Origin of the sequence: Streptomyces chartreusis NRRL 3882 (genome assembly GCF_900236475.1) — a bacterium.
Classification (GTDB): Bacteria; Actinomycetota; Actinomycetes; order Streptomycetales; family Streptomycetaceae; genus Streptomyces; species Streptomyces chartreusis_D.
Genome location: NZ_LT963352.1, coordinates 3,056,983 through 3,077,240, shown reverse-complemented (window position 1 = coordinate 3,077,240; position 20,258 = coordinate 3,056,983). Strand labels below are relative to the sequence as shown.

The 20,258-nt window shown below is 70.6% G+C and carries 19 protein-coding genes and 2 tRNA genes; 10 read left to right on the top strand and 11 right to left on the bottom strand.

All coding sequences use genetic code 11. The features are described from left to right. Window positions 1–122: 122 nt before the first annotated feature. The 4 genes from SCNRRL3882_RS13585 to SCNRRL3882_RS13570 all read left to right on the top strand — a co-directional run bounded on the left by SCNRRL3882_RS13585 (window position 123) and on the right by SCNRRL3882_RS13570 (window position 3,297). On the top strand, window positions 123–1,244 hold the full coding sequence (locus SCNRRL3882_RS13585) for an SDR family oxidoreductase (RefSeq protein WP_010047640.1): 1,122 nt from the start codon (window positions 123–125) through the stop codon (window positions 1,242–1,244). A 117-nt stretch (window positions 1,245–1,361) separates the two neighbouring features. Further along, window positions 1,362–1,823 (top strand): molybdenum cofactor biosynthesis protein MoaE, encoded by a 462-nt coding sequence (locus tag SCNRRL3882_RS13580; protein ID WP_010047639.1) that lies wholly within the window; start codon window positions 1,362–1,364, stop codon window positions 1,821–1,823. Window positions 1,824–1,884: 61 nt separating this feature from the next. Then, the gene (locus tag SCNRRL3882_RS13575; protein WP_010047638.1) at window positions 1,885–2,103 is read left to right on the top strand and encodes a hypothetical protein; all 219 of its coding nucleotides are present in this window, start codon (window positions 1,885–1,887) and stop codon (window positions 2,101–2,103) included. Window positions 2,104–2,205: 102 nt separating this feature from the next. Further along, window positions 2,206–3,297, top strand: coding sequence for a PDZ domain-containing protein (locus SCNRRL3882_RS13570; protein ID WP_010047636.1), 1,092 nt, complete (start codon window positions 2,206–2,208; stop codon window positions 3,295–3,297). A 42-nt stretch (window positions 3,298–3,339) separates the two neighbouring features. Here SCNRRL3882_RS13570 and SCNRRL3882_RS13565 read toward each other — a convergent pair whose 3' ends face one another. Further along, the gene (locus SCNRRL3882_RS13565; RefSeq protein ID WP_010047635.1) at window positions 3,340–3,882 is read right to left on the bottom strand and encodes a PPA1309 family protein; all 543 of its coding nucleotides are present in this window, start codon (window positions 3,880–3,882) and stop codon (window positions 3,340–3,342) included. 163 nt (window positions 3,883–4,045) lie between these two features. Here SCNRRL3882_RS13565 and SCNRRL3882_RS13560 point away from each other — a divergent pair, with 163 nt between their 5' ends. The 4 genes from SCNRRL3882_RS13560 (at window position 4,046) to SCNRRL3882_RS13545 (ending at window position 9,354) form a co-directional block, all read left to right on the top strand. Continuing rightward, window positions 4,046–6,973, top strand: a complete 2,928-nt coding sequence (locus tag SCNRRL3882_RS13560) for a UPF0182 family protein (RefSeq protein ID WP_078602982.1) — start codon at window positions 4,046–4,048, stop codon at window positions 6,971–6,973. 57 nt (window positions 6,974–7,030) lie between these two features. Next, window positions 7,031–7,104: transfer RNA gene (locus tag SCNRRL3882_RS13555), tRNA-Met, on the top strand. A gap of 234 nt (window positions 7,105–7,338) precedes the next feature. After that, complete coding sequence (locus tag SCNRRL3882_RS13550; protein WP_173937246.1) at window positions 7,339–9,162, top strand: tetratricopeptide repeat protein; 1,824 nt, start codon at window positions 7,339–7,341, stop codon at window positions 9,160–9,162. Window positions 9,163–9,280: 118 nt separating this feature from the next. Next, a tRNA-Met gene (locus SCNRRL3882_RS13545) sits at window positions 9,281–9,354 on the top strand. 48 nt (window positions 9,355–9,402) lie between these two features. On the opposite strand, the gene SCNRRL3882_RS13540 is transcribed toward SCNRRL3882_RS13545, so the two are convergent. The 4 genes from SCNRRL3882_RS13540 to SCNRRL3882_RS13525 form a co-directional block, all read right to left on the bottom strand. Continuing rightward, complete coding sequence (locus tag SCNRRL3882_RS13540) at window positions 9,403–10,542, bottom strand: ABC transporter substrate-binding protein (protein WP_010047631.1); 1,140 nt, start codon at window positions 10,540–10,542, stop codon at window positions 9,403–9,405. Further along, entirely contained in the window at window positions 10,539–11,402 is an 864-nt protein-coding gene (locus SCNRRL3882_RS13535) for an ABC transporter permease (protein ID WP_010047628.1), read from the bottom strand. The genes SCNRRL3882_RS13540 and SCNRRL3882_RS13535 overlap by 4 nt, the downstream gene beginning before the upstream one ends. Beyond that, on the bottom strand, window positions 11,399–12,166 hold the full coding sequence (locus SCNRRL3882_RS13530; RefSeq protein ID WP_010047625.1) for an ABC transporter ATP-binding protein: 768 nt from the start codon (window positions 12,164–12,166) through the stop codon (window positions 11,399–11,401). The genes SCNRRL3882_RS13535 and SCNRRL3882_RS13530 overlap by 4 nt, the downstream gene beginning before the upstream one ends. Window positions 12,167–12,349: 183 nt before the next feature. Then, entirely contained in the window at window positions 12,350–12,766 is a 417-nt protein-coding gene (locus tag SCNRRL3882_RS13525) for a Fur family transcriptional regulator (RefSeq protein WP_010047623.1), read from the bottom strand. 126 nt (window positions 12,767–12,892) lie between these two features. Between SCNRRL3882_RS13525 and SCNRRL3882_RS13520 the strand changes: the two genes are divergently transcribed. Further along, entirely contained in the window at window positions 12,893–14,362 is a 1,470-nt protein-coding gene (locus SCNRRL3882_RS13520) for a catalase (RefSeq protein ID WP_029181726.1), read from the top strand. A gap of 70 nt (window positions 14,363–14,432) precedes the next feature. On the opposite strand, the gene SCNRRL3882_RS13515 is transcribed toward SCNRRL3882_RS13520, so the two are convergent. Together SCNRRL3882_RS13515 and hisN are read right to left on the bottom strand one after the other, a co-directional pair. Continuing rightward, window positions 14,433–14,825: a cyclic nucleotide-binding/CBS domain-containing protein gene (locus SCNRRL3882_RS13515; protein ID WP_010047619.1), complete on the bottom strand. Its 393-nt coding sequence runs from the start codon at window positions 14,823–14,825 to the stop codon at window positions 14,433–14,435. Between the two features lie 143 nt (window positions 14,826–14,968). Next, window positions 14,969–15,769, bottom strand: coding sequence for a histidinol-phosphatase (gene hisN, locus SCNRRL3882_RS13510; RefSeq protein WP_010047617.1), 801 nt, complete (start codon window positions 15,767–15,769; stop codon window positions 14,969–14,971). A 217-nt stretch (window positions 15,770–15,986) separates the two neighbouring features. Between hisN and SCNRRL3882_RS13505 the strand changes: the two genes are divergently transcribed. Then, window positions 15,987–16,595 (top strand): TetR/AcrR family transcriptional regulator, encoded by a 609-nt coding sequence (locus SCNRRL3882_RS13505; protein ID WP_029181725.1) that lies wholly within the window; start codon window positions 15,987–15,989, stop codon window positions 16,593–16,595. Window positions 16,596–16,602: 7 nt separating this feature from the next. Here the strand turns inward: SCNRRL3882_RS13505 and SCNRRL3882_RS13500 are convergent, their stop codons facing one another. The 4 genes from SCNRRL3882_RS13500 to SCNRRL3882_RS13485 form a co-directional block, all read right to left on the bottom strand. After that, window positions 16,603–16,926 carry a DMT family transporter gene (locus SCNRRL3882_RS13500; protein ID WP_010047612.1) on the bottom strand — a complete coding sequence of 108 codons (324 nt, stop codon included), beginning with the start codon at window positions 16,924–16,926 and terminating at the stop codon, window positions 16,603–16,605. Window positions 16,927–17,073: 147 nt separating this feature from the next. Beyond that, entirely contained in the window at window positions 17,074–18,084 is a 1,011-nt protein-coding gene (gene rsgA, locus SCNRRL3882_RS13495) for a ribosome small subunit-dependent GTPase A (RefSeq protein ID WP_010047610.1), read from the bottom strand. Window positions 18,085–18,101: 17 nt separating this feature from the next. Further along, window positions 18,102–19,418, bottom strand: a complete 1,317-nt coding sequence (gene aroA, locus SCNRRL3882_RS13490) for a 3-phosphoshikimate 1-carboxyvinyltransferase (protein WP_010047607.1) — start codon at window positions 19,416–19,418, stop codon at window positions 18,102–18,104. 106 nt (window positions 19,419–19,524) lie between these two features. After that, window positions 19,525–20,247, bottom strand: coding sequence for a M50 family metallopeptidase (locus SCNRRL3882_RS13485; RefSeq protein ID WP_010047605.1), 723 nt, complete (start codon window positions 20,245–20,247; stop codon window positions 19,525–19,527). Window positions 20,248–20,258: the final 11 nt, after the last annotated feature.

The following is a 20,258-nucleotide window of genomic DNA, read 5'->3' as shown; positions in this document are numbered from 1 at the left end:
AGACACCCGGGGCGGATCGGGCCTCGGTGCTTCGCCGACTGACAGCCTGCGGCAGGATGGATGCCACCTGGTACGCACGCGTCGCTCGCGCTCGTACTGAAGACAACCGCTGGAGACGCCCGGTGAGTTCCCCAGATCCGCAGGTTCGCGCAGCGCGAAACCAGTCAACCAGTTCCGCGAGTCCCGCGGCACGCGGACCCGTCGTCGCGGTCACCGGTGCCGCGTACGGCGTCGGCGCCCTGCTCACCGAGCAGCTCGCCGCGTCCGACGAGGTCAAGCAGGTCGTCGCCATCGACGAGCGGCGCGGTGAGTGCGCTGCGGCGCAGTGGCACATCCTGGACGTACGGGATCCGGCCATCGCGGAGAAGCTGCGGGGCGCCGACGTGGTGGTGCACCTGGCGCTGGACCTGGACCTGGAGACCGACGCCGCCGCCCGAACGGCCTACAACGTACGGGGGACGCAGACCGTCCTGACGGCGGCCGCGGCGGCCGGGGTGCACCGGGTCGTGCTGTGCACCTCGGCGATGGTCTACGGGGCGCTGCCGGACAACGAGCTTCCGCTCTCCGAGGACGCGGAGCTGCGGGCCACGGCGGAGGCGACGGGCGTCGGCGACCTGCTGGAGATCGAGCGGCTGGCACGGCGGGCACCACGGGCGCACCCGGGGCTGAACGTCACCGTGGTGCGGCCGGCGATCCTGGTGGGAGGCACGGACACCGCGCTGACCAGGTACTTCGAGTCTCCCCGGCTGCTCGTCGTCGCCGGGTCGCGGCCCGCGTGGCAGTTCTGCCACGTCGAGGACCTGTGCAGCGCGCTGGAGTACGCCGTCCTGGAGAAGGTCGACGGGGAACTGACCGTCGGGTGCGACGGGTGGCTGGAGCAGGAGGAGGTCGAGGAGCTCAGCGGCATCCGGCGGATGGAGCTGCCGTCGGCGGTCGCGCTGGGTGCGGCGGCGCGCCTGCACCGCATCGGGCTCACGCCGTCTCCGGCCGGGGACCTGGCGTACACGATGTACCCCTGGGTGGTCAGTGGCAGCCGGCTGCACGACGCGGGGTGGCGGCCGCGGTACACCAACGAGGAGGTGCTGGCGGAGCTCCTGGAGGAGGTCTCCGGCCGGCACACGGTGGCCGGGCGGCGACTGGGCCGCAAGGACGCGACGGCCGCGGGTGCCGCGGGTGCGACGGTGGCGCTGCTGGGCGCGGCGGCGGTGGTGCGGCGGGCGCGGAAGGCCCGGCGGCGCATCTGACCCGCCCCGCCGGCCCGGCCTCTCCGGGTCCCGTCGTAGGAGGGTCCAACGCGCACCCGCGCGTGCCGGTCGATAGCTCTATTCCGCGCTGTCGGTCGCGTGCGGCACGATGGGGGCATGGCATCCACGAGCGATCACCCCGGTGAGCAGGCCGCGCAGGACCCGATCAAGCTGATCGGGATCCGGGACACGGCTCTCTCCGTGGACGAGGTGTTCCGGGCGGTCGGGGACGACGCGGCGGGCGGCACCGCGCTCTTCGTCGGGACGGTGCGCAACCACGACGGGGGTGCCGACGTGGCGGAGCTGGGGTATTCCTGCCACCCCAGTGCGGAGGCCGAGATGAGGCGGATCGCCGAGAAGGTCGTCACGGAGTTCCCGGTGCGGGCGCTGGCGGCCGTGCACCGGGTGGGGGATCTGCGGGTCGGTGACCTCGCCGTGGTCGTCGCCGTCTCGTGTCCGCACAGAGGGGAGGCCTTCGAGGCCTGCCGGAAACTGATCGACGATCTCAAGCACGAAGTGCCCATCTGGAAGCACCAGAAGTTCTCCGACGGCACCGAGGAGTGGGTGGGCGCCTGCTGAATCCGGGACGCGGTTTTCCGGTTGCGTAACCGGACCCCTGGCGTGAGCGTTGTCACTGCGGATGGTTAATCTGCTGATCAGTCAGTTGCGGACGCTCAAGGGGTTGGAGGTCGGCATGGCGGCGCTCGCCTGGTTGCTGATTCCGCTTGTGGCTGCGATCGGCGCGGGCCTCTGGGGCAGTTGGGCCAACCGGACCCGCAAGGTCCGTGGCGACGGCCCGGAGCTCATCGGTTACGCCCGCTTCCGGGAGGCCATGGAGAAGCCCCGGCCGGGTAGCTGACGGCCAGGAAAAGAGCAGGTCACAGGCGTTTGAAACCATAGGGCCGCCCCGGACGGGCGGCCCTGACGGTGCGCTGACAGGACCGTCCCGTACTGTCGAGTCATGCCACGCCGCACCGCGACGATGCTCGCCTCCACCCTGATGCTGATCGCGCTCCTGTGCGCGGGAGTGTTCATCCCCGTGCCGTATTCGGAGATGTCCCCGGGGCCGACGGTGAACACGCTGGGCGATCACGGCGGCGAGCCGGTGCTCCACATTTCCGGGCGGAAGACGTATCCGACCAGTGGCCATCTGAACATGACGACGGTCCGGGTCACCAGCGCCGACTACCGGATGAACCTGGTCGAGGCCGTCTACGGCTGGCTCGCGCACGACAACAAGGTGGTGCCGCACGAGACGCTCTACCCGGACGGCAAGACCGAGGAGCAGTCCACGCAGGAGAACGCCGAGGAGTTCAGCCAGTCCCAGGAGAGCGCCAAGGTCGCCGCGCTGAAGGAACTCGACGTGCCGGTGAAGTCGTGGGTCATCGTCTCGACGGTCGTCAAGGGTTCCCCGGCCGAGGGCAAGCTGCACGCCGGGGACGTGATCAAGGCCGTCGACGGTACGGCGGTGAAGGAGCCGGCCGACGTCGCGAAGCTCGTCACGAAGCACGAGCCGGGCCAGGACGTCCGCTTCACGATCGTGCCCGCCAAGGAGCAGGCCGCCGCGGAGAAGGAGAAGCGGACGCCGACGAAGACGCAGGACGTCACCATCACGACGACGACGTCGGACGACGACGGCAAGAAGCGGGCCATCGTGGGGATCTCCGCGGGGACGGACCACACGTTCCCGTTCACCATCGACATCAAGCTGGCCGACGTCGGCGGGCCGAGCGCCGGTCTGATGTTCGCGCTCGGCATCTACGACAAGCTCACGCCCGGCAGCCTGACCGGGGGCAAGTTCGTGGCCGGTACCGGGACGATCGACGACGAGGGCAAGGTCGGTCCCATCGGCGGCATCGAGATGAAGACCGTGGGTGCGCGGGCCAAAGGCGCGCAGTACTTCCTGACGCCCGCCGACAACTGCGAGGCCGCCGCCAAGGACACCCCCGAGGGCCTCACGCTCATCAAGGTGAAGACCATCAAGGACGCCCTCGGCGCTCTCAAGGACCTCCGCAGCGGCGACACCGCCGATCTGCCGAAGTGCGGCACGTAGTCCACCGGGCCGGGGACCGGCCCGGGCCGCGCAGCCGCCCGGCTAGTCCTCGAACGTCGCCGCCAGTGCCTCCGCCAGACCCGGTACCAGGTCGGAGCCGGTGAGGACCTCCGTCGGGGAGTCCTTCTCGCGCAGGCGCAGGGCCGACTCACGCGTGCCGTCCCGCAGGACCGCGACCGTCATACGGACCTCCTGACGGTCCGGGTGGTCCGCCACCCACTTCGAGAGCGCGGCCTCGTCCAGGCCCTGCGGAACCTGGGCCTCCGCGGACGGCGGCAGCATCAGGCGCTCCACGGCGAGGGCGCAGCCGGCCACCGCGTCGGGCCAGGCGATGGTGGCCAGGAACTCGTCGAGCGGCTTGCCCGTTGGCACTTCGTCCTGCTCGATCGGGGTGAGGCCGGAGGTTTCCGACTCGTCGTCCAGACCGAGCCGGTCCGCGAGCGAGGGCTGTTCGGCCCGGAGCCGGGCGGTGTCGACGAGTGCGAAGAGGCGGGCTGACTGGTCCCAGCCGAGGCCGGAGACGTACTCGTCGATCTCGAGTACGGCCCGGGTGAGCGGGCTCGCCGCCATGGGAGTGTTGGACATGGTCACAATCCTGCCTCGTTCCCGGCCGGAATCGGGAACCGAGTAAACGGTGAGTAAGTTGCATAGGTGGGGGCCCGCGATCACGGGGGCCACGGACGGTCCGTGAAGACGCGGGCCTTACGAATCAACAGCGAACTTCGAGGTGCGCACCTTGGCTTTCCAGATGCCGGACCGCGGCGGAGGCCCGACAGGGCCGCGGATCAGAGTGGGCCGCCCGTCCCGGCGTGTCCGGACCCTGCTCATGACACTGGGCGTCCTGGCCGTCCTCGGCATGGTGTTCACCATGTTCGCGGGCTTTTGGACGGACTGGCTCTGGTACCGGTCGGTGAACTACTCGTCGGTCTTCACCACCACCCTGTGGACCAAGATCGGGCTCTTCTTCGTCTTCGGCCTGCTCATGGCCCTCGCGGTCGGGGTCAACATCTGGCTGGCGCACCGCCTGCGGCCGCCGCTGAGCGCCATGTCCATGGAGCAGCAGAACCTCGACCGCTACCGGATGGGCATCGCGCCCTACAAGAAGTGGCTGCTGCTCGGGATCACGGCCCTGGTGGGCCTGATCGCCGGAGCCTCCGCGTCCGGCCAGTGGCGGACGTGGCTGATGTGGGTCAACGGCGTGCCCTTCGGCCAGAAGGACCCCCAGTTCAAGCTGGACGTCTCCTTCTACGCCTTCGACCTGCCTTTTTACCGCTTCCTGCTCGGCTTCGGCTTCGCCGCCGCGATCCTGTCCGTGATCGCCGCCGCGCTCACGCACTACCTGTACGGCGGGCTGCGCGTCACCAGCCCCGGCGCCCGCGCCACGGCGGCGGCCACCGGGCACCTGTCGGTGCTCATCGGCATCTTCGTGGCCCTGAAGGCGGTCGCGTACTGGCTCGACCGGTACGGACTGGCCGTGAAATCCAGCGACTTCAGGGCGACCGACAACTGGACGGGCCTGAGGTACGTCGACGCCAACGCCTACCTGCCGGCCAAGACGATCCTGTTCTGCATCGCCGTCATCTGCGCACTGCTGTTCTTCGCCACCCTGTGGCGGCGCACCTGGCAGCTGCCCGTGATCGGCTTCGGCCTGATGGTGCTCTCCGCGATCCTCATCGGCGGCCTCTACCCGGCGATCGTGCAGAAGTTCCAGGTCCAGCCGAACGAGCAGGCCAAGGAAGCGCCGTACGTCGAGAAGAACCTCGAGGCGACGCGCAAGGCCTACGGCATCGACGGCACCAAGGTCACCGACTACTCGGGCACCAGCAAGACCGAGGACAAGACCACGCTCCGCGACGACGTCGGCTCCACGGCGAGCATCCGGATCATGGACCCGAACATCGTCTCGCCGACGTTCCAGCAGCTCCAGCAGATCAGGAACTACTACGCGTTCCCGAACAACCTGGACGTCGACCGCTACAGCAAGGACGGCAAGGACCAGGACACGGTCATCGGCCTGCGCGAGCTGAACCTGGCGGGCATCCCGAAGAAGAACTGGATCAACAACCACTTCCGTTACACCCACGGCTACGGAGTGGTCGCCGCCGAGGGCACCAGTGCCGACGCCCAGGGCCGTCCGAACTTCACGGAGTCCGACCTGCCCTCCGAGGGCGACCTCGGCACGTACGAGCAGCGGGTCTACTACGGCGAGAAGACCACCACGTACTCGATCGTCGGCGGTCCCCAGAAGGAGATCGACTACTCCGACGACAACGGCGAGAAGACCACCAGCTACAAGGGTGACAGCGGGGTCGACCTCTCCAACCCGGTCAACCGGGCCGCGTACGCGGTGGCGTTCGGCGAGCCGCAGATCCTGTACTCCGGCGCCATCGGCGACGGTTCGCGGATCCTCTACAACCGCACGCCCAAGGAGCGCGTCGAGGCGGTGGCCCCCTGGCTGACCATCGACGGCGATGCCTACCCGGCGGTGGTGAACGGCCGTATCGAGTGGATCGTCGACGCGTACACGACGACGAACGGCTACCCGTACTCCTCGCGCACGACCCTCGGTGACACCACCGCCGACTCGCTGACCGCGACCAACAACAACCGCGCGGTGGTGGCCCAGCAGAACCAGGTCAACTACATCCGCAACTCGGTGAAGGCGACCGTCGACGCGTACACCGGTGAGGTCAAGCTCTACCAGTGGGACACCAAGGACCCGGTCCTGAAGACCTGGATGAAGGCCTTCCCGGACACGGTGAAGCCCAAGAGCGACATCTCCAAGGACCTGATGGACCACCTGCGCTACCCGCAGGACCTGTTCAAGGTGCAGCGGGAGCTGCTCACGCGCTACCACGTGAAGGACGCGACGACGTTCCTCAGCGGCAGCGAGGTGTGGCAGGTGCCGGACGACCCGACGAACCGGTCGGGCAACGCGGTGCCGCCGTACTACCTGAGCATGAAGATGCCCGACCAGAAGGCACAGGCGTTCTCACTGACGACGACCTTCACGCCCAACGGCCGGGACAACCTCAGCGCGTTCATGGCGGTCGACGCCGAGGCGGGCGCCAGTGACTACGGCAAGATCAGAATCCTGAAACTGCCGACGAACACGACGGTCAACGGACCCAAGCAGGTCCAGAGCCAGTTCAACTCCCAAGAGGACATCGCCGAGTCCATCAGGCTCCTGAGAGGCGGCGACTCCGAAGTCGAGTACGGCAACCTGCTGACGGTGCCGCTCGACGGCGGACTGCTCTACGTGGAGCCGGTCTACGTACGCGGTGGTGGACTGAAGTACCCGCTGCTGCGCAAGGTGCTGGTCACCTACGGAGGCCAGACCGCGTTCGAGAACACGCTCGACGAGGCCCTCAACAAGATCTTCGGGACGGACGGCGCGGCCCCCGAGCCACCGGACGAGGGTGACACCACGACGCCACCGCCGACGTCCGACAACCCGACGGTCCAACAGGCCCTGGAGGACGCCCAGAAGGCGTTCGACGCGGGCCAGGAGGCCCTGAAGAACAACGACTGGGAGGCGTACGGCCGGGCGCAGAAGGACCTCGAGGACGCTCTGAAGCGGGCCGAGGACGCGCAGGCCGAGGCCGGCCGCGGGGGCGGCGAGAGCAAGCCCAGCGCGGGCCCGAGCGGCAGTCCGAGCCCGAAGCCGAGCAGTTAGGGCCCTGGCCTGGTCAAATGCCCACCCCGCGTCGTGATACGGTTGTGAACACAACGGCGCGGGGTGGAGCAGCTCGGTAGCTCGCTGGGCTCATAACCCAGAGGTCGCAGGTTCAAATCCTGTCCCCGCTACTGAAATCGCGAAGTCCGAGTGACGGAGCGACCACGAAGGCCCGGATTCCACAACGGAATCCGGGCCTTCGTGATGTGTGAACGCATGTGCTGGTGCAGGCTGCGGCCGTGCCGCCGGGGGGAGTTGGGAGATCTGTGTTTGACTTGTCTCTCTGTGGGCATGTCGACAAAACGCTGTAGTGACCTCACTGGCTGCGGTATACCAGGTGTACCCAGGTTGCAGGTGGTGCGACGATGGACGTTATGGGGGACAAGGCAACTCTGTTCGAGACAGGGCGTTTTGTGCAGCCTTCCCGCCGGGAGGACACCGACACCCCGGACGAGACCGGGGAGATCGCCGACGAGGCGGCCGAGGAGCTGCGTCAGCGGCTCGCCGCTGAGGCCGGCGACGTCGAGGCGATGAGTGTCCTCGGGGCCATGCTGCTGCGCCGTGGCGATCTCGACGGTGCCGAACCCCATCTGCGTGCCGCGACCGCCGCGGGCGACCGGGCCGCGGCCAACAACCTCGGAGTCCTTCTCCACCAGCGCGGATACGCCGACGAGGCCGCCGGCTGGTGGCGGATCGCCGCCGTCGCCGGATCCGCGGCGGCCGCGCACGCCCTCGGCCGGCACCACCGCGAGCGCGGCGACGAACCCGCCGCCGAGTACTGGCTGCGCCAGTCCGCGGAGCAGGGGCACACCCTGGGCGCGTACGCCCTAGCCGACCTGCTCGAGCACCGCGGTGACGCCGGGGCCGAGAAGTGGATGCGGGTCGCGGCCGAGCGCGGGCACCGGGAGGCGGCGTACCGGCTGGCGCGGGCACTGGACCGCAGAGCCACGCAGGAGACCGAGGGGGACAACGGTGTCGCGCTGCTGGAAGAAGCCGAGCAGTGGTACCGGCAGGCCGCCGCGCGCGGCCACCGGCGGGCCGCCCTGCACCTCGGGACGATCCTGGAGAAGCGAGGCGAGCTCAAGGAGGCCGGGCGCTGGTACCTGACGTCCGCCAAGGACGGCGAGGCGCGGGCCGCCTGCGCGCTCGGGTTCCTGCTGCGCGACGCCGGCGACACCGAGAACGCCGCCGTGTGGTGGCTGCGGGCCGCCCAGGACGGTGACGGCAACGCGGCGAACGCGCTGGGCGCACTGCACGCCGAGCGGGGCGAGACCCAGACCGCCGAGCGCTGGTACCGGGCCGCGATGGACGCGGGCGACGTGAACGGCGCCTACAACCTGGGGCTGCTCTGCGCCGAGCAGGGCCGCACCACGCAGGCCGAGCAGTGGTACCGGCGCGCGGCCTATGCCGGTCACCGGGAGGCCGCGAACGCGCTGGCGATCCTGCTGCTGCGGGCCGGGGACGAGACGGGCGCCGAGCCGTGGTTCTCCAAGGCCGCGGAGGCCGGGAGCGTGGACGCCGCCTTCAACCTGGGCATCCTGCACGCAGGCCGGGGCGAGGAGCAGGCCGCGCTGCGCTGGTACGAGCGTGCCGCTGCCGCCGGGCACACCGAGGCGGCGCTCCAGGTCGGCATGGCCCGGCTGCGGGACGGGGACGAGCAGGAGGCCGAGCGGCACCTGCGGTGTGCGGCCGGAGGCGGAAGCGCCGAGGCCGCGTACCGGCTGGCGACCGTGCTCGACGCGCGTCGGCCGCCGGAGCCCGCGCACGAGCTCGGGGAGCCGGTGCACCGGCGGAGCGAGTGCGAGGAGTGGTACGAGAGGGCGGCCTCGCAGGGGCACCGGCGGGCGCAGGTGCGGGTGGGCATGCTCGCGGCGGCCCGGGGGGACGTCGTCGAGGCGGCCCGGTGGTACCGGGAGGCCGCCGAGGCCGGATCCCGCAACGGGGCGTTCAATCTCGGGCTGCTGCTGGCCAGGGAGGGCAGTGAGCCCGAGGCGGCGGTGTGGTGGACGCGGGCGGCCGACGCGGGGCACGGGCGGGCGGCGTTGCGGCTGGCCCTGGTCTACGCGCGTCGGGGGGAGCTGGCGGAGGGGCAGCGGTGGGCCGATCGGGCGGTGGCGTTGGGGCCGGCGTCCGTGGCGGAGCGGGCGGCTCGGTTGCGGGATGCGCTGAGGCAGGAGCTGTCTGCCTGATGCCGCGTCTCGTCACCGTGGGCTGCATGCTCGGCGTTCGTGCGGGACCGGCGGCCCGCGGCTCCAGCTAAGCGATTTGCATCCGTGCTCCGCGTTGACGTAACGTTGCATTCACCGACGCGGGGTGGAGCAGCTCGGTAGCTCGCTGGGCTCATAACCCAGAGGTCGCAGGTTCAAATCCTGTCCCCGCTACTGAAGGCCGAGGGCCGGAATCCGAAAGGGTTCCGGCCCTCGGTGTGTCTACCGGCGATGGCCTACCGCCTCCTCGTAGAGGGAGCGGGTCACCGTCCGCGACTCGGGGAGCGGGTCGCCTTCCGCCACGCCCTGGGATCGGTAGGCGGACTGGAGGCGGTCCGTCGTGCCGGTGCGGATTTCCCAGTCCATGCGGAGGGACGGTGTCGAGCGCAGGATCGCCTCGTCCGCCTTCAGAAGTTTCGCCAGATATGTGACGAAGGTCTCGTTCTTCTTGTAGTCGGCCGCGAAGTACGTGTTCACCGTGCGGATGTACGCCCGCAGCAGTGCCACCCCCGCGTCCACGTCGTCGTTCAGCAGGCTCGGGCCGTAGAGCATGCCGCCCAGGGGCTCTCCGGGGGGCTGGCCGCCCAGGAAGGCGTAGCCGGGTTCGCCGTCGACCCGGCGCCATACGGGGTCGAGCAGCCAGGCGGAGTCGACGCCGCCGTTCTCCAGGGCCGTGAGGACGTCGGCCGAGCCCAGTTGCTGGTAGCGGATCCGGTCGAGGCCTCCGCCGTGCTGCTCCAGAACCTGTTCCATGGGGTAGGCGATGACGGAGCCCTTGCCGATCATCGTGCCGAGCTTCCGGTCGGCCATCCGGACGGCGGTCGCCGTCTCGCCGTCCTTCAGCCGGACCCACAGGCCGCTCTTGGACTTCGGGTCGGGCGAGAAGTTCCCGGCGACCCAGCGGATGGTGAAGCCGCCTCGGATGCCGTTCATGACGGCTGCCTCCGGGGCCGCCCAGAGCGCGTCGACCTCGCCCTTGGCCAGCAGCGGGAGTGCCTCGGGCGTCGGCAGCACCTTCAGCGTGACGTCGAGGCCCTCCTTGTCGAACTCGCCCTTGTCGAGGGCGACTCGCAGGGGTGCCACGTACTCGGCGCCGAGTGTGCCGGTCGCGATGGTCAGCTTGCGCGGCTCGGGGAGCCGCTGGGCGGGCGGGGACCCCGGGCGGCAGCGGGCCGGGGTGCGGTCGGGTGTGAGGTCGGCGGGGTCCGTCCAGGAGCCGGCACCGCAGCCCTCGACCGGGCGGACGGCGCGCGTTCCGTCGTCCGCTTTCGGCGTCGCGCTCCCGGAGGACGGCGACGAGCAGGCCGCCGAGGCCAGCAGCGCCGTCGCGAGCAGGGCGAGGCCGTACGTACGTCCCCTCATGACTGCCCCCGTCCCCGGTCGCGCGGGGCCCACGGCGTGAGCAGCCGGCCGACGAAGCGGACCAGCTCGGAGAAGAGCACGCCCAGGACGGCGACGCAGACGATGCCGACGAACATCACGTCGTTCTGGAAGAGGGCGCGGGAGTCGAAGATCAGATGGCCGAGGCCGTCGGTCGCGGCGATCTGTTCCGAGGCGACGATCACCAGGACCGCGACGCCCGCCGCGATCCGCGCGCCGACCAGGACGGCGGGCAGGGACGCCGGAAGCAGGACGTGGCGGAACATCTGCCACGGGGAGGCGCCGAAGACCCGGCCGGCGTCGCGGTGGCCGTCGGGGACCGCCATGACCGCCGACATGGTGGAGATCCAGACGAAGAAGAAGACCGTGGCCGCCACCAGGGCCACCTGCGGGCCCTCGCCCAGTCCGAACATGTTCAGGAAGACGGGGAGCAGGGCCAGCTTCGGTACGACGTACAGGGCGTCCAGCAGCGGTTCCAGGGCGGCCCGGACCAGTGACATCGAACCCATCAGCAGGCCCAGGAGGTAGCCCGCCGCCATGCCGACGGCGTAGCCGGCCAGGATCCGCTTGAGCGTCGCCCACACGTCCGGCCACAGGTCACCGGCCGCGGCCCGGTCCCAGCCGTCGGCGAGGATCGTGGACGGCGCCGGGTAGACGCGGTCGTCGATCCAGCCCCGGACCGCCGCCAGCTGCCAGAGCAGCACCAGAAGGACGGGTACGGCCGCAGCGAGGGACAGTTCCAGGGTGCGGCGGCGGCGATGGGTGCGGACGGGATGCAGTTCGCGCGGGCCCGGGCGGCGGACCAGGACCGAGGCTCTCGTCCCGGGAGCGACCGTGGTCATGCCGGCACCGCCTCCTTCCGCAGCAAGTCCCACAGTTCGCTCTTCAGCGCGGTGAAGTCGGGGGTGGCGCGGACGTCGCCGGTGCGCGGGCGCGGGAAGGGCGGGCGGCGCTCGGCGATGATCCGGCCCGGGCGGGCGGACATCACCAGGACGCGGTCGCCGAGGACGATCGCCTCCTCCAGGCTGTGGGTGATGAACAGGGTCGTCGTGCGCAGCGCCTGGGTGATCTCCAGCAGTTCGTCCTGGAGGATCGTGCGGAGCTGGGCGTCCAGGGCGGCGAACGGCTCGTCCATCAGCAGCAGTTCGGGCTCGACCGCCAGGGCGCGGGCGATGGCGACGCGTTGCCGCATGCCGCCGGAGAGGGCCGCCGGGTAGGCGTGCGCGAAATCGGCGAGGCCCGTGCGAGCAAGCCAGTCGGCGGCGCGGGCGTTCGCCTCCCGGCGCGGGACGCGCTGGACGTCGAGGCCGAAGCGGACGTTGGCCTGGACGGTCTTCCAGTCGTAGATGCCGTAGTCCTGGAAGATCATGGCGGCCGGGCGCGGGCTGGACGTGCGGATCTCCAGCGTGCCGGTGCTGGGCCGGAGCAGCCCGGCGGCGATGCGCAGCAGGGTGGATTTGCCGCAGCCGGAGGGGCCGACGAGGCAGACGAACTCGCCCGGCGCGACGGTCAGGTCGAGGGGGCCGAGGGCGTCGACCGCGCGAGGGCCCCGGCCGAAGGTGCGCGTCAGGTCATGGGCGGTGACTTTTGGATACGGCTCTCCCACTTCGGTCTCCTCGCGGAGTGCGGAACGGACTGGTGGGTGCCGTTGACCATATGACGACCCGTCAGATACGGGAAGTCCACGGACAGCGCGAAGCCCCGGCGCCCATCGGTGCCGGGGCTTCACGCGAGAAGGACGGAGCGCGAGAAAGGCGTCGCGCGAGGAAGAGAGGGGAGGGCGGGAAGGCTAGGCGGCCGCGCAGTTCGGACAGACGCCGCGGTACGTCACCTCGACGTCCGACACCGTGAAGCCGAAGCGCTCCGAGTCGGGGAGGTCTGCCAGCGGGTTGCCGACCGGGTGGACGTCGCGGATCGCGCCGCACTGGGCGCAGACCAGGTGGTGGTGCGGCTGGTGGGCGTTCGGGTCGTACCGCTTGGCGCGCTGGTCGGTGGAGACCTCGAGCACCTCGCCGAGCGACACGAGCTCACCGAGCGTGTTGTAGACGGTCGCCCGGGAGATCTCGGGCAGCTTGGCGACGGCCCGGGCGTGGACCTCGTCGGCCGTCAGATGGACGTGTTCGCCGTCGAGGACCTCGGCCACGACGCGCCGCTGCGCGGTCATCCGCCATCCGCGTCCGCGCAGGCGTTCCAGAAGGTCGCTCATGACGACCAGCCTAACAGCAAAGGGGACCAGGTTCCGAACAGGTGTGAACTTAGAGTCCAGCTTGACTTGGACTATGTCTAATGTAGGATCGGAAACGGCTTTAGCCAAGGGACAGGATTGGTCAGGATGGCGCAGGAGGCGTACGTGACGCAGGGACCGCTTACGACGGAGGCCGGTGCTCCGGTCGCCGACAACCAGAACAGCGAGACCGCGGGCGTGGGCGGCCCGGTGCTCGTCCAGGACCAGCTCCTGCTGGAGAAGCTCGCCCACTTCAACCGCGAGCGCATCCCGGAGCGTGTCGTGCACGCGCGCGGCGCCGGCGCCTACGGCACCTTCACGGTGACCGCCGACGTCACGCCGTACACCCGTGCCGCGTTCCTCTCCGGGATCGGCAAGCGGACCGAGGTCTTCCTGCGCTTCTCGACCGTGGCCGGCAACCTCGGGGCGGCGGACGCCGTACGCGACCCGCGCGGCTTCGCGCTGAAGTTCTACACCGAGGAGGGCAACTACGACCTCGTCGGCAACAACACCCCGGTGTTCTTCATCAGGGACGCCATCAAATTCCCGGACTTCATCCACACCCAGAAGCGCGACCCGTACACCGGCTCGACGGAGGCGGACAACGTCTGGGACTTCTGGAGCCTGTCGCCCGAGTCCACGCACCAGGTGACCTGGCTGTTCGGCGACCGCGGCATCCCGGCCTCGTACCGCCACATGGACGGCTTCGGGTCGCACACCTTCCAGTGGCAGAACGAGGCCGGCGAGGTCTTCTGGGTCAAGTACCACTTCAAGACCGACCAGGGGATCAAGAACCTCACGCAGGCCGAGGCCAACCGGCTGGCCGGCGAGGACCCCGACTCCCACCAGCGCGATCTGCGCGAGGCCATCGAGCGCGGTGAGTTCCCGTCCTGGACCGTGCAGGTGCAGATCATGCCGGCGGCGGACGCGGCGACGTACCGCTTCAACCCGTTCGACCTGACCAAGGTCTGGCCGCACGCCGACTACCCGCCGATCGAGATCGGCAGGCTGGAGCTCAACCGCAACCCGGAGAACATCTTCGCCGAGGTCGAGCAGTCGATCTTCAGCCCCGCGCACTTCGTGCCGGGCATCGGCCCGTCCCCCGACAAGATGCTCCAGGGCCGCCTCTTCGCGTACGGCGACGCCCACCGCTACCGCGTCGGCATCAACGCCGACCACCTGCCGGTGAACCGCCCGCACGCCACCGTGGCGCGCACCAACTCCCGTGACGGTCACCTCTACGACGGCCGTCACAAGGGTGCGAAGAACTACGAGCCGAACAGCTTCGGCGGCCCGTTCCAGACGGACCGTCCGCTGTGGTCCGCCACGGCCGTGAACGGTGTCACGGGCAACCACCCGACGCCCGTCCATGCCGAGGACGACGACTTCGTGCAGGCGGGCAACCTCTACCGGCTGATGAGCGAGGACGAGAAGGAGCGGCTGATCGCCAACCTGGCGGGCTTCATCGCCAAGGTCTCGCGGGACGACATCGTCGAGCGGGCGATCGACAACTTCCGTCAGGCCGACGGGGACTACGGCAAGCGGCTGGAGGCCGCGGTCCAGGCCCTGCGCGGCTGAACTCCAGCACTGGACCGCTTGCGGTAGGGACGGCCCGGGCTCCTTCGAGGGGCCCGGGCCGTTCGTGCTGTCAGGCGGGCACCTGCTGACGCGCCGGTGCCCAGCAGCGGATGATGTCGCGGACCGAGACGACACCGGCCGGCTCGTCGCGGTCCAGCACGATGAGATGGCGGAAACCGCCGTGCGCCATGGCGCGGGCCGCCTCCTCCAGGGTCCAGGCCGGAGTGGCGAACACGACGTCGGTGGTGGTGTGGGCGTGGGCGCGTTCCGTGTCCGGGTCCTGACCCTGGCCCACGGAGATGAGGATGTCGCGTTCGGTGAGGATGCCGATGCCGCCGGCGTCGGGGTCGTGGACGATGGCCGCGCCGACCTTGCGGGCGGCCATCAGTGCGGCGGCCTGGCGAAGCGTGTGGGCCGGGCCGATGGTGAGGACGACAGTGCTCATGGCGTCACGGACGAGCATGGATGGGCCTCCTGGGGATGTCCCCGCCGTTTGTTCATGTTTTCACAAGTTCACAAGCGGGCGGACTCTCAGGGTGGCAGGTAAAGGGAGGGTCAACAAGGGGGCGCTCGGTGACAGGGGGCGCGCTCGGTGGCGGCGGTCGCTCAGTAGCGCTGGTTGAGATACCCCAGCAACTCGTCGTGCAGCAGGCCGTTCGACGCGGCCGCGTTGCCGCTGTGCGGGCCCGGGCGGGAGTCGAGTCCGGTGAAGGTGCCGCCGGCCTCGGTGACGATGATCGCGGTGGCGGCCATGTCCCAGAGCGACAGCTCCGGCTCGGCGCACATGTCGACCGAGCCCTCGGCGACCATCATGTACGGCCAGAAGTCACCGTACGCGCGCGTGCGCCACACCTCGCGGGTGAGGTCCAGGAAGCCGTCCAGGCGGCCCTGTTCCTCCCAGCCGCTGAGGGAGGAGTACGCGAAGGAGGCGTCGGCGAGTTTCCCGACGCGGGAGACCTGGAGGCGGGTCGCCTTCGTGAGGCTGCGGCCGGTGAACGCGCCGTGACCCTTCGCGGCCCACCAGCGGCGGCCGAGGGCGGGGGCGGAGACGACGCCGACGACGGGCTGGAAGCCGCCCTCACCGGCCTCCATCAGGGAGATGAGGGTGGCCCAGACGGGGACGCCGCGCACGTAGTTCTTGGTGCCGTCGATGGGGTCGATCACCCAGCGGCGGGGGCCGGTGCCCTCGACGCCGTACTCCTCGCCGAGGATCGCGTCCCGTGGACGGGCGCGGGCGAGTTGGCCGCGGATGAGTTCTTCGGCGGCCTTGTCCGCTTCGCTCACCGGGGTCATGTCCGGTTTGGTCTCGACCTTGAGGTCGAGGGCCTTGAACCGGTCCGTCGTCGCGGCGTCGGCGGCGTCGGCGAGGACGTGGGCGAGACGCAGGTCGTCGAGGTAGTCGGGCATGTACCGAACCTATCTGCCGAGGTGGGGGTGGGGCTACAGGGGGTTTGTGGGCGGGGGTGACGGTGTTGTGGGGGCTCGGGGGTGGGGGTGACCGCGGCTTCGGAGCCGAGGGCGGCAGGTCGGCTCAAAGGCGACCCCGCGTGCTCTCGTGAACCCTTGACAGTGGTTTCCCGCGCGTCAAATCTGGGCGCAGAGCCGCTCGCCCCAAGGGGAGGCGATGATGCCTGCAGCGCGGGAATCTCTACTGGACGCCGCTTACACGGCGCTGGCGCGCCGGCCGTGGTCCGCCGTGCGGATGGTGGACGTGGCCGCGGCGGCGGGAGTGTCCCGGCAGACGCTGTACAACGAGTTCGGCAGCAAGGACGGGCTCGCCCGGGCCCTCGTGAGGCGAGAAGCCGACGGATATCTCGCCGGGGTCGACCGCGCGCTCACCGCGCACAGCGACCCGCGCGAGCGGCTCACCGCCACCGCCGAGTGGACCACCTCGGCGGCCCGCGAGAACGCCCTCGTCCGTGCCATGCTCACCGGCTGCTGGAGCGAACGGCTGCCGTCCCCGGCCCTGTCGGCCGTGCCGTCCACCTCCGTGGTACCGGCCCAGCGCCGCGCCGACGGCCCACTGCCCTCACCCGGCGACTTCGTCACCCTCGTCCGCGACCGTGCCGTCACCGTCCTGGCCGGACCCGGCGCCCCCAGGTCCGACACCGCCGATCTGGCCCGCTCCTGCGAACTCGCCGTCCGGCTCGCACTGTCCTGCGTGGCCGCGCCTCCGGGCGAGGGCGGCGTCGCCGAGCTGGTCCGCAGCGCCCTTCAGCAGCAGGTCGGCTGACGGGACGTCAGTGCGACGAACCCGACAACTGAAGCCCGATCACACCGATGATGACGAGGCTGATCGACACGATCTTCAGCGTCGACACCAGGTCGCCCAGGAACACCATGCCGTAGATCGCCGTGCCCGCCGCGCCGATGCCGGTCCACACGGCGTAGGCGGGACCCACGTCGAGTTTCTTCAGCGACAGGGTCAGCAGGCCGAAGCTGCCGAGGGCGAAGATGCAGAACGCGACCGTCGGCCAGAGCCGGGTGAAACCGTGCGACAGCTTCAGGCACACGGCGAAGCCGGTCTCCAGCAACCCCGCCACGATGACCAGCAGCCACGCCATGAGTCGTTCCTCCCGTATCCCACGTTCAGCGACCGCTTAGTCAGTTTGAGCAAGTTCGCCAGATTCATCAGCTTCTGGTCGGTCTTGGATCCGGCTTGGTGCGATTATGCACTTACCGTCCACGCGCCATGACAAACAACGCGGAGGTCAGTCGCCTTCCTTGCGCTCCCGCGTGGCCAGCAGCCGTCGCAGCGAGTACAGCCGCGCCGGATCCGCGTGCCCCTCGGCCACCCACGCGTCCAGCGCGCAGTCGGGCTCGTCGTGGCTGCACGCGCGCGGGCAGCCCTCGGTGCCCGGTTCCAGGTCGGGGAAGGCGTGGATGACCCGGGACGGGTCCACGTGGTTCAGCCCGAAGGACCGTACGCCCGGTGTGTCGATCACCCAGCCGTCGCTGTCCGCCAGCGGCAGCGCCAGCGCCGAGGTGGTGGTGTGCCGGCCACGGCCCGTCACCGCGTTCACATGCCCGGTCGTACGCCGCCGCTCCTGGGGCACCAGCGCGTTGACCAGGGTCGTCTTGCCGACACCGGAGTGGCCGACGAACGCGGTGATCTTGCCGTCGAGCTGCTCCCGTACGCGGGCGACTGCGCTGCCGTTGTGCAGTTCCTCGCGGCTGGTGACGACGTAGGGGATGTCGAGGTGACCGTACAGCTCCAGCAGCTTGTCGGGCGGTGCGAGGTCCGACTTGGTCAGGACCAGCAGCGGGTCCAGGCCGCCGGCGTAGGCCGCGACCAGACAGCGGTCGATCAGCCGCGGGCGGGGCTCCGGGTCGGCCAGGGCCGTGACGACGGCCAGCTGGTCGGCGTTGGCGACGACCACGCGCTCGTACGGGTCGTCGTCGTCCGCCGTGCGACGCAGGACCGAGGTCCGCTCCGCGATGCGGACGATCCTCGCGAGTGTGTCCTTCCTGCCGGACAGGTCGCCGACGAGCGCCACGCGGTCGCCGACCACGGCCGCCTTGCGGCCCAGCTCGCGGGCCTTCATCGCCATGACCACGCGGTCCTCGACGAGGCAGGTCAGGCGGCCCCGGTCGACGGTGAGGACGAGGCCCTCGGCGGCGTCCTCGTGCTTGGGCCGGATGTTCGTCCGGGGCCGGGTGTTCCGGCGGCCGGGACGGGTGCGGATGTCGTCCTCGTCGGTGTGCTTGCCGTAGCGGCGCATGACCTGGTCCCCGCGTCCTACGCCCCGAGCATCCCGGTCCACAGGTCGGGGAAGTCGGGCAGGGTCTTGGCCGTCGTCGCCACGTTCTCGATCTGCACGCCCTCCACGGCGAGGCCGATGATCGCGCCGGCCGTGGCCATGCGGTGGTCGTCGTAGGTGTGGAAGATCCCGCCGTGCAGCCGGCGCGGGCGGATGTGCAGACCGTCGGCGGTCTCCGTGACGTCACCGCCGAGTTCGTTGATCTCCTTGGTCAGCGCGGCCAGCCGGTCCGTCTCGTGCAGCCGCAGGTGCGCCACACCCCGCAGGGTCGACGGGGAGTCGGCGAGGGCCGCGACCGCCGCGACGCCCGGCGTCAGCTCGCCGACCTCGCTCAGGTCGACGTCGATGCCGTGGACCGAGCCGGAGCCGGTGAACACGAGCCCGAACTCGGTCAGTTCGCAGGAGCCGCCCATCTCGGTGAAGATCTCGCGCAGCCGGTCACCGGGCTGGGTGGTGCGGGCCGGCCAGTCCGGGATGACGACCTTGCCGCCGGTCACCAGCGCCGCCGCGAGGAACGGCTGGGCGTTGGACAGGTCCGGCTCGATGACCAGGTCCCGGCCGAGCAGGGCGCCCGGCGTGACCCGCCAGACGTTCGGCTCGCCGCCCGACTCGGGCGTGTCCACCTGGGCGCCGACCGCGCGCAGCATGTCGACGGTCATGCGGATGTGCGGCATGGAGGGCAGCGTGGCGCCGGTGTGGCGGACCTCGACGCCCTGGTTGAAGCGCGGGCCGGACAGCAGCAGGGCGCTCACGAACTGCGACGAGGAGGACGCGTCGATCGCCACCGGCCCGCCGTCCAGGGCGCCGCCGCCCTGCACGGTCAACGGCAGCGCGCCACGGCCGTCGTCGTCGATCCGGGCGCCGAGCTGACGCAGCGCGTCGATGACTCCGTTCAGGGGACGCTCGTACGAGCGGGGATCGCCGTCGAAGCGGACGGGACCGTCGGCTAGCGCGGCGACCGGCGGCAGGAAGCGCATCACCGTGCCGGCGTTGCCGACGTCGACCGTGGCCGGACCGCGCAGGCCCGTGGGGAGCACCCGCCAGGCCTCGCCCGTGCCGTCGGGGCCCACGCCCTCCTCGATCTCGACGCCCATGGCGCGCAGCGCGCCGGCCATCAGCAGGGTGTCGCGGGAACGCAGGGGGCGGCGCAGCCAGCCCGGTTCCGAGGCGAGGGAGGCGAGGACCAGGGCGCGGTTGGTGACCGACTTGGACCCGGGCACGTGGACCGTCGCGTCGACGGCTCCGCTCGCGTGCGGGGCGGGCCAGAGGGCGGTGTCTGCGGTGTTCGGGGCCATGGCTTCACTTTATAAGGAGCAGAGGTTCGGGTGCGGCGCCGTGGGGGCCGGTCGAGCCGACGCGGCGGAGCCGCACCCACAGGCCCGCGCCCCTCAGGCCGGCTGGTCACAGGCCCAGCAGCCAGCGCCCTCCGCCGAGCAGCGAGCACAGCGACACCGCGTGGAACAGGAAGAACCACAACGCCGCCGGCACATGCGTCAGCCGCGACAACTGGTCCGCGTCCGAGTCCCCCGCCCCGCCCCGCGCCCGCTTGGCCTGGAGCTCGAACGCCGGACGCACCCCGCCGATCAGCAGGAACCACACCACCACGTACGCGAACGCCGCCTGGACCTGGGGGCCGGCCAGCCAGGACACCAGCACGAACAGGCCGCCGGTGATGACCATGGTCAGGGCGCCGTACGCGTTGCGGATCATCACGAGCATGGCCAGCAGCAGGGCCGTGGCCAGCCACAGCAGCAGCGTGATGCGGCCGGCGCCCAGCAGGGCCGCGCCGCCGAGGCCCAGCAGGGGCGGGGCGGTGTACCCGGAGGCAGCGGTGAGGATCATGCCGATGCCGTACGGCTTGCCGCGGCTGACGGTCAGGCCGCTGGTGTCCGAGTGCAGCCGTATGCCGGTGAGGGTGCGGCCGCTGAGCAGGGCCACGAGCCCGTGACCGCCCTCGTGGGCGATGGTGATGGCGTTGCGGGAGATGCGCCACAGCCCGTGCGGGATCACCACGGCGAGCGCGACGCCCAGGCTCGCGATCACCACCCAGAGGTCGGGGTCGGGCTGGGTGCCGGAGACCTCGTCCCAGAGGGAGGCGAGCGAGGCGGTTGCGGTGCTGTCCATGTGCGGCGTTG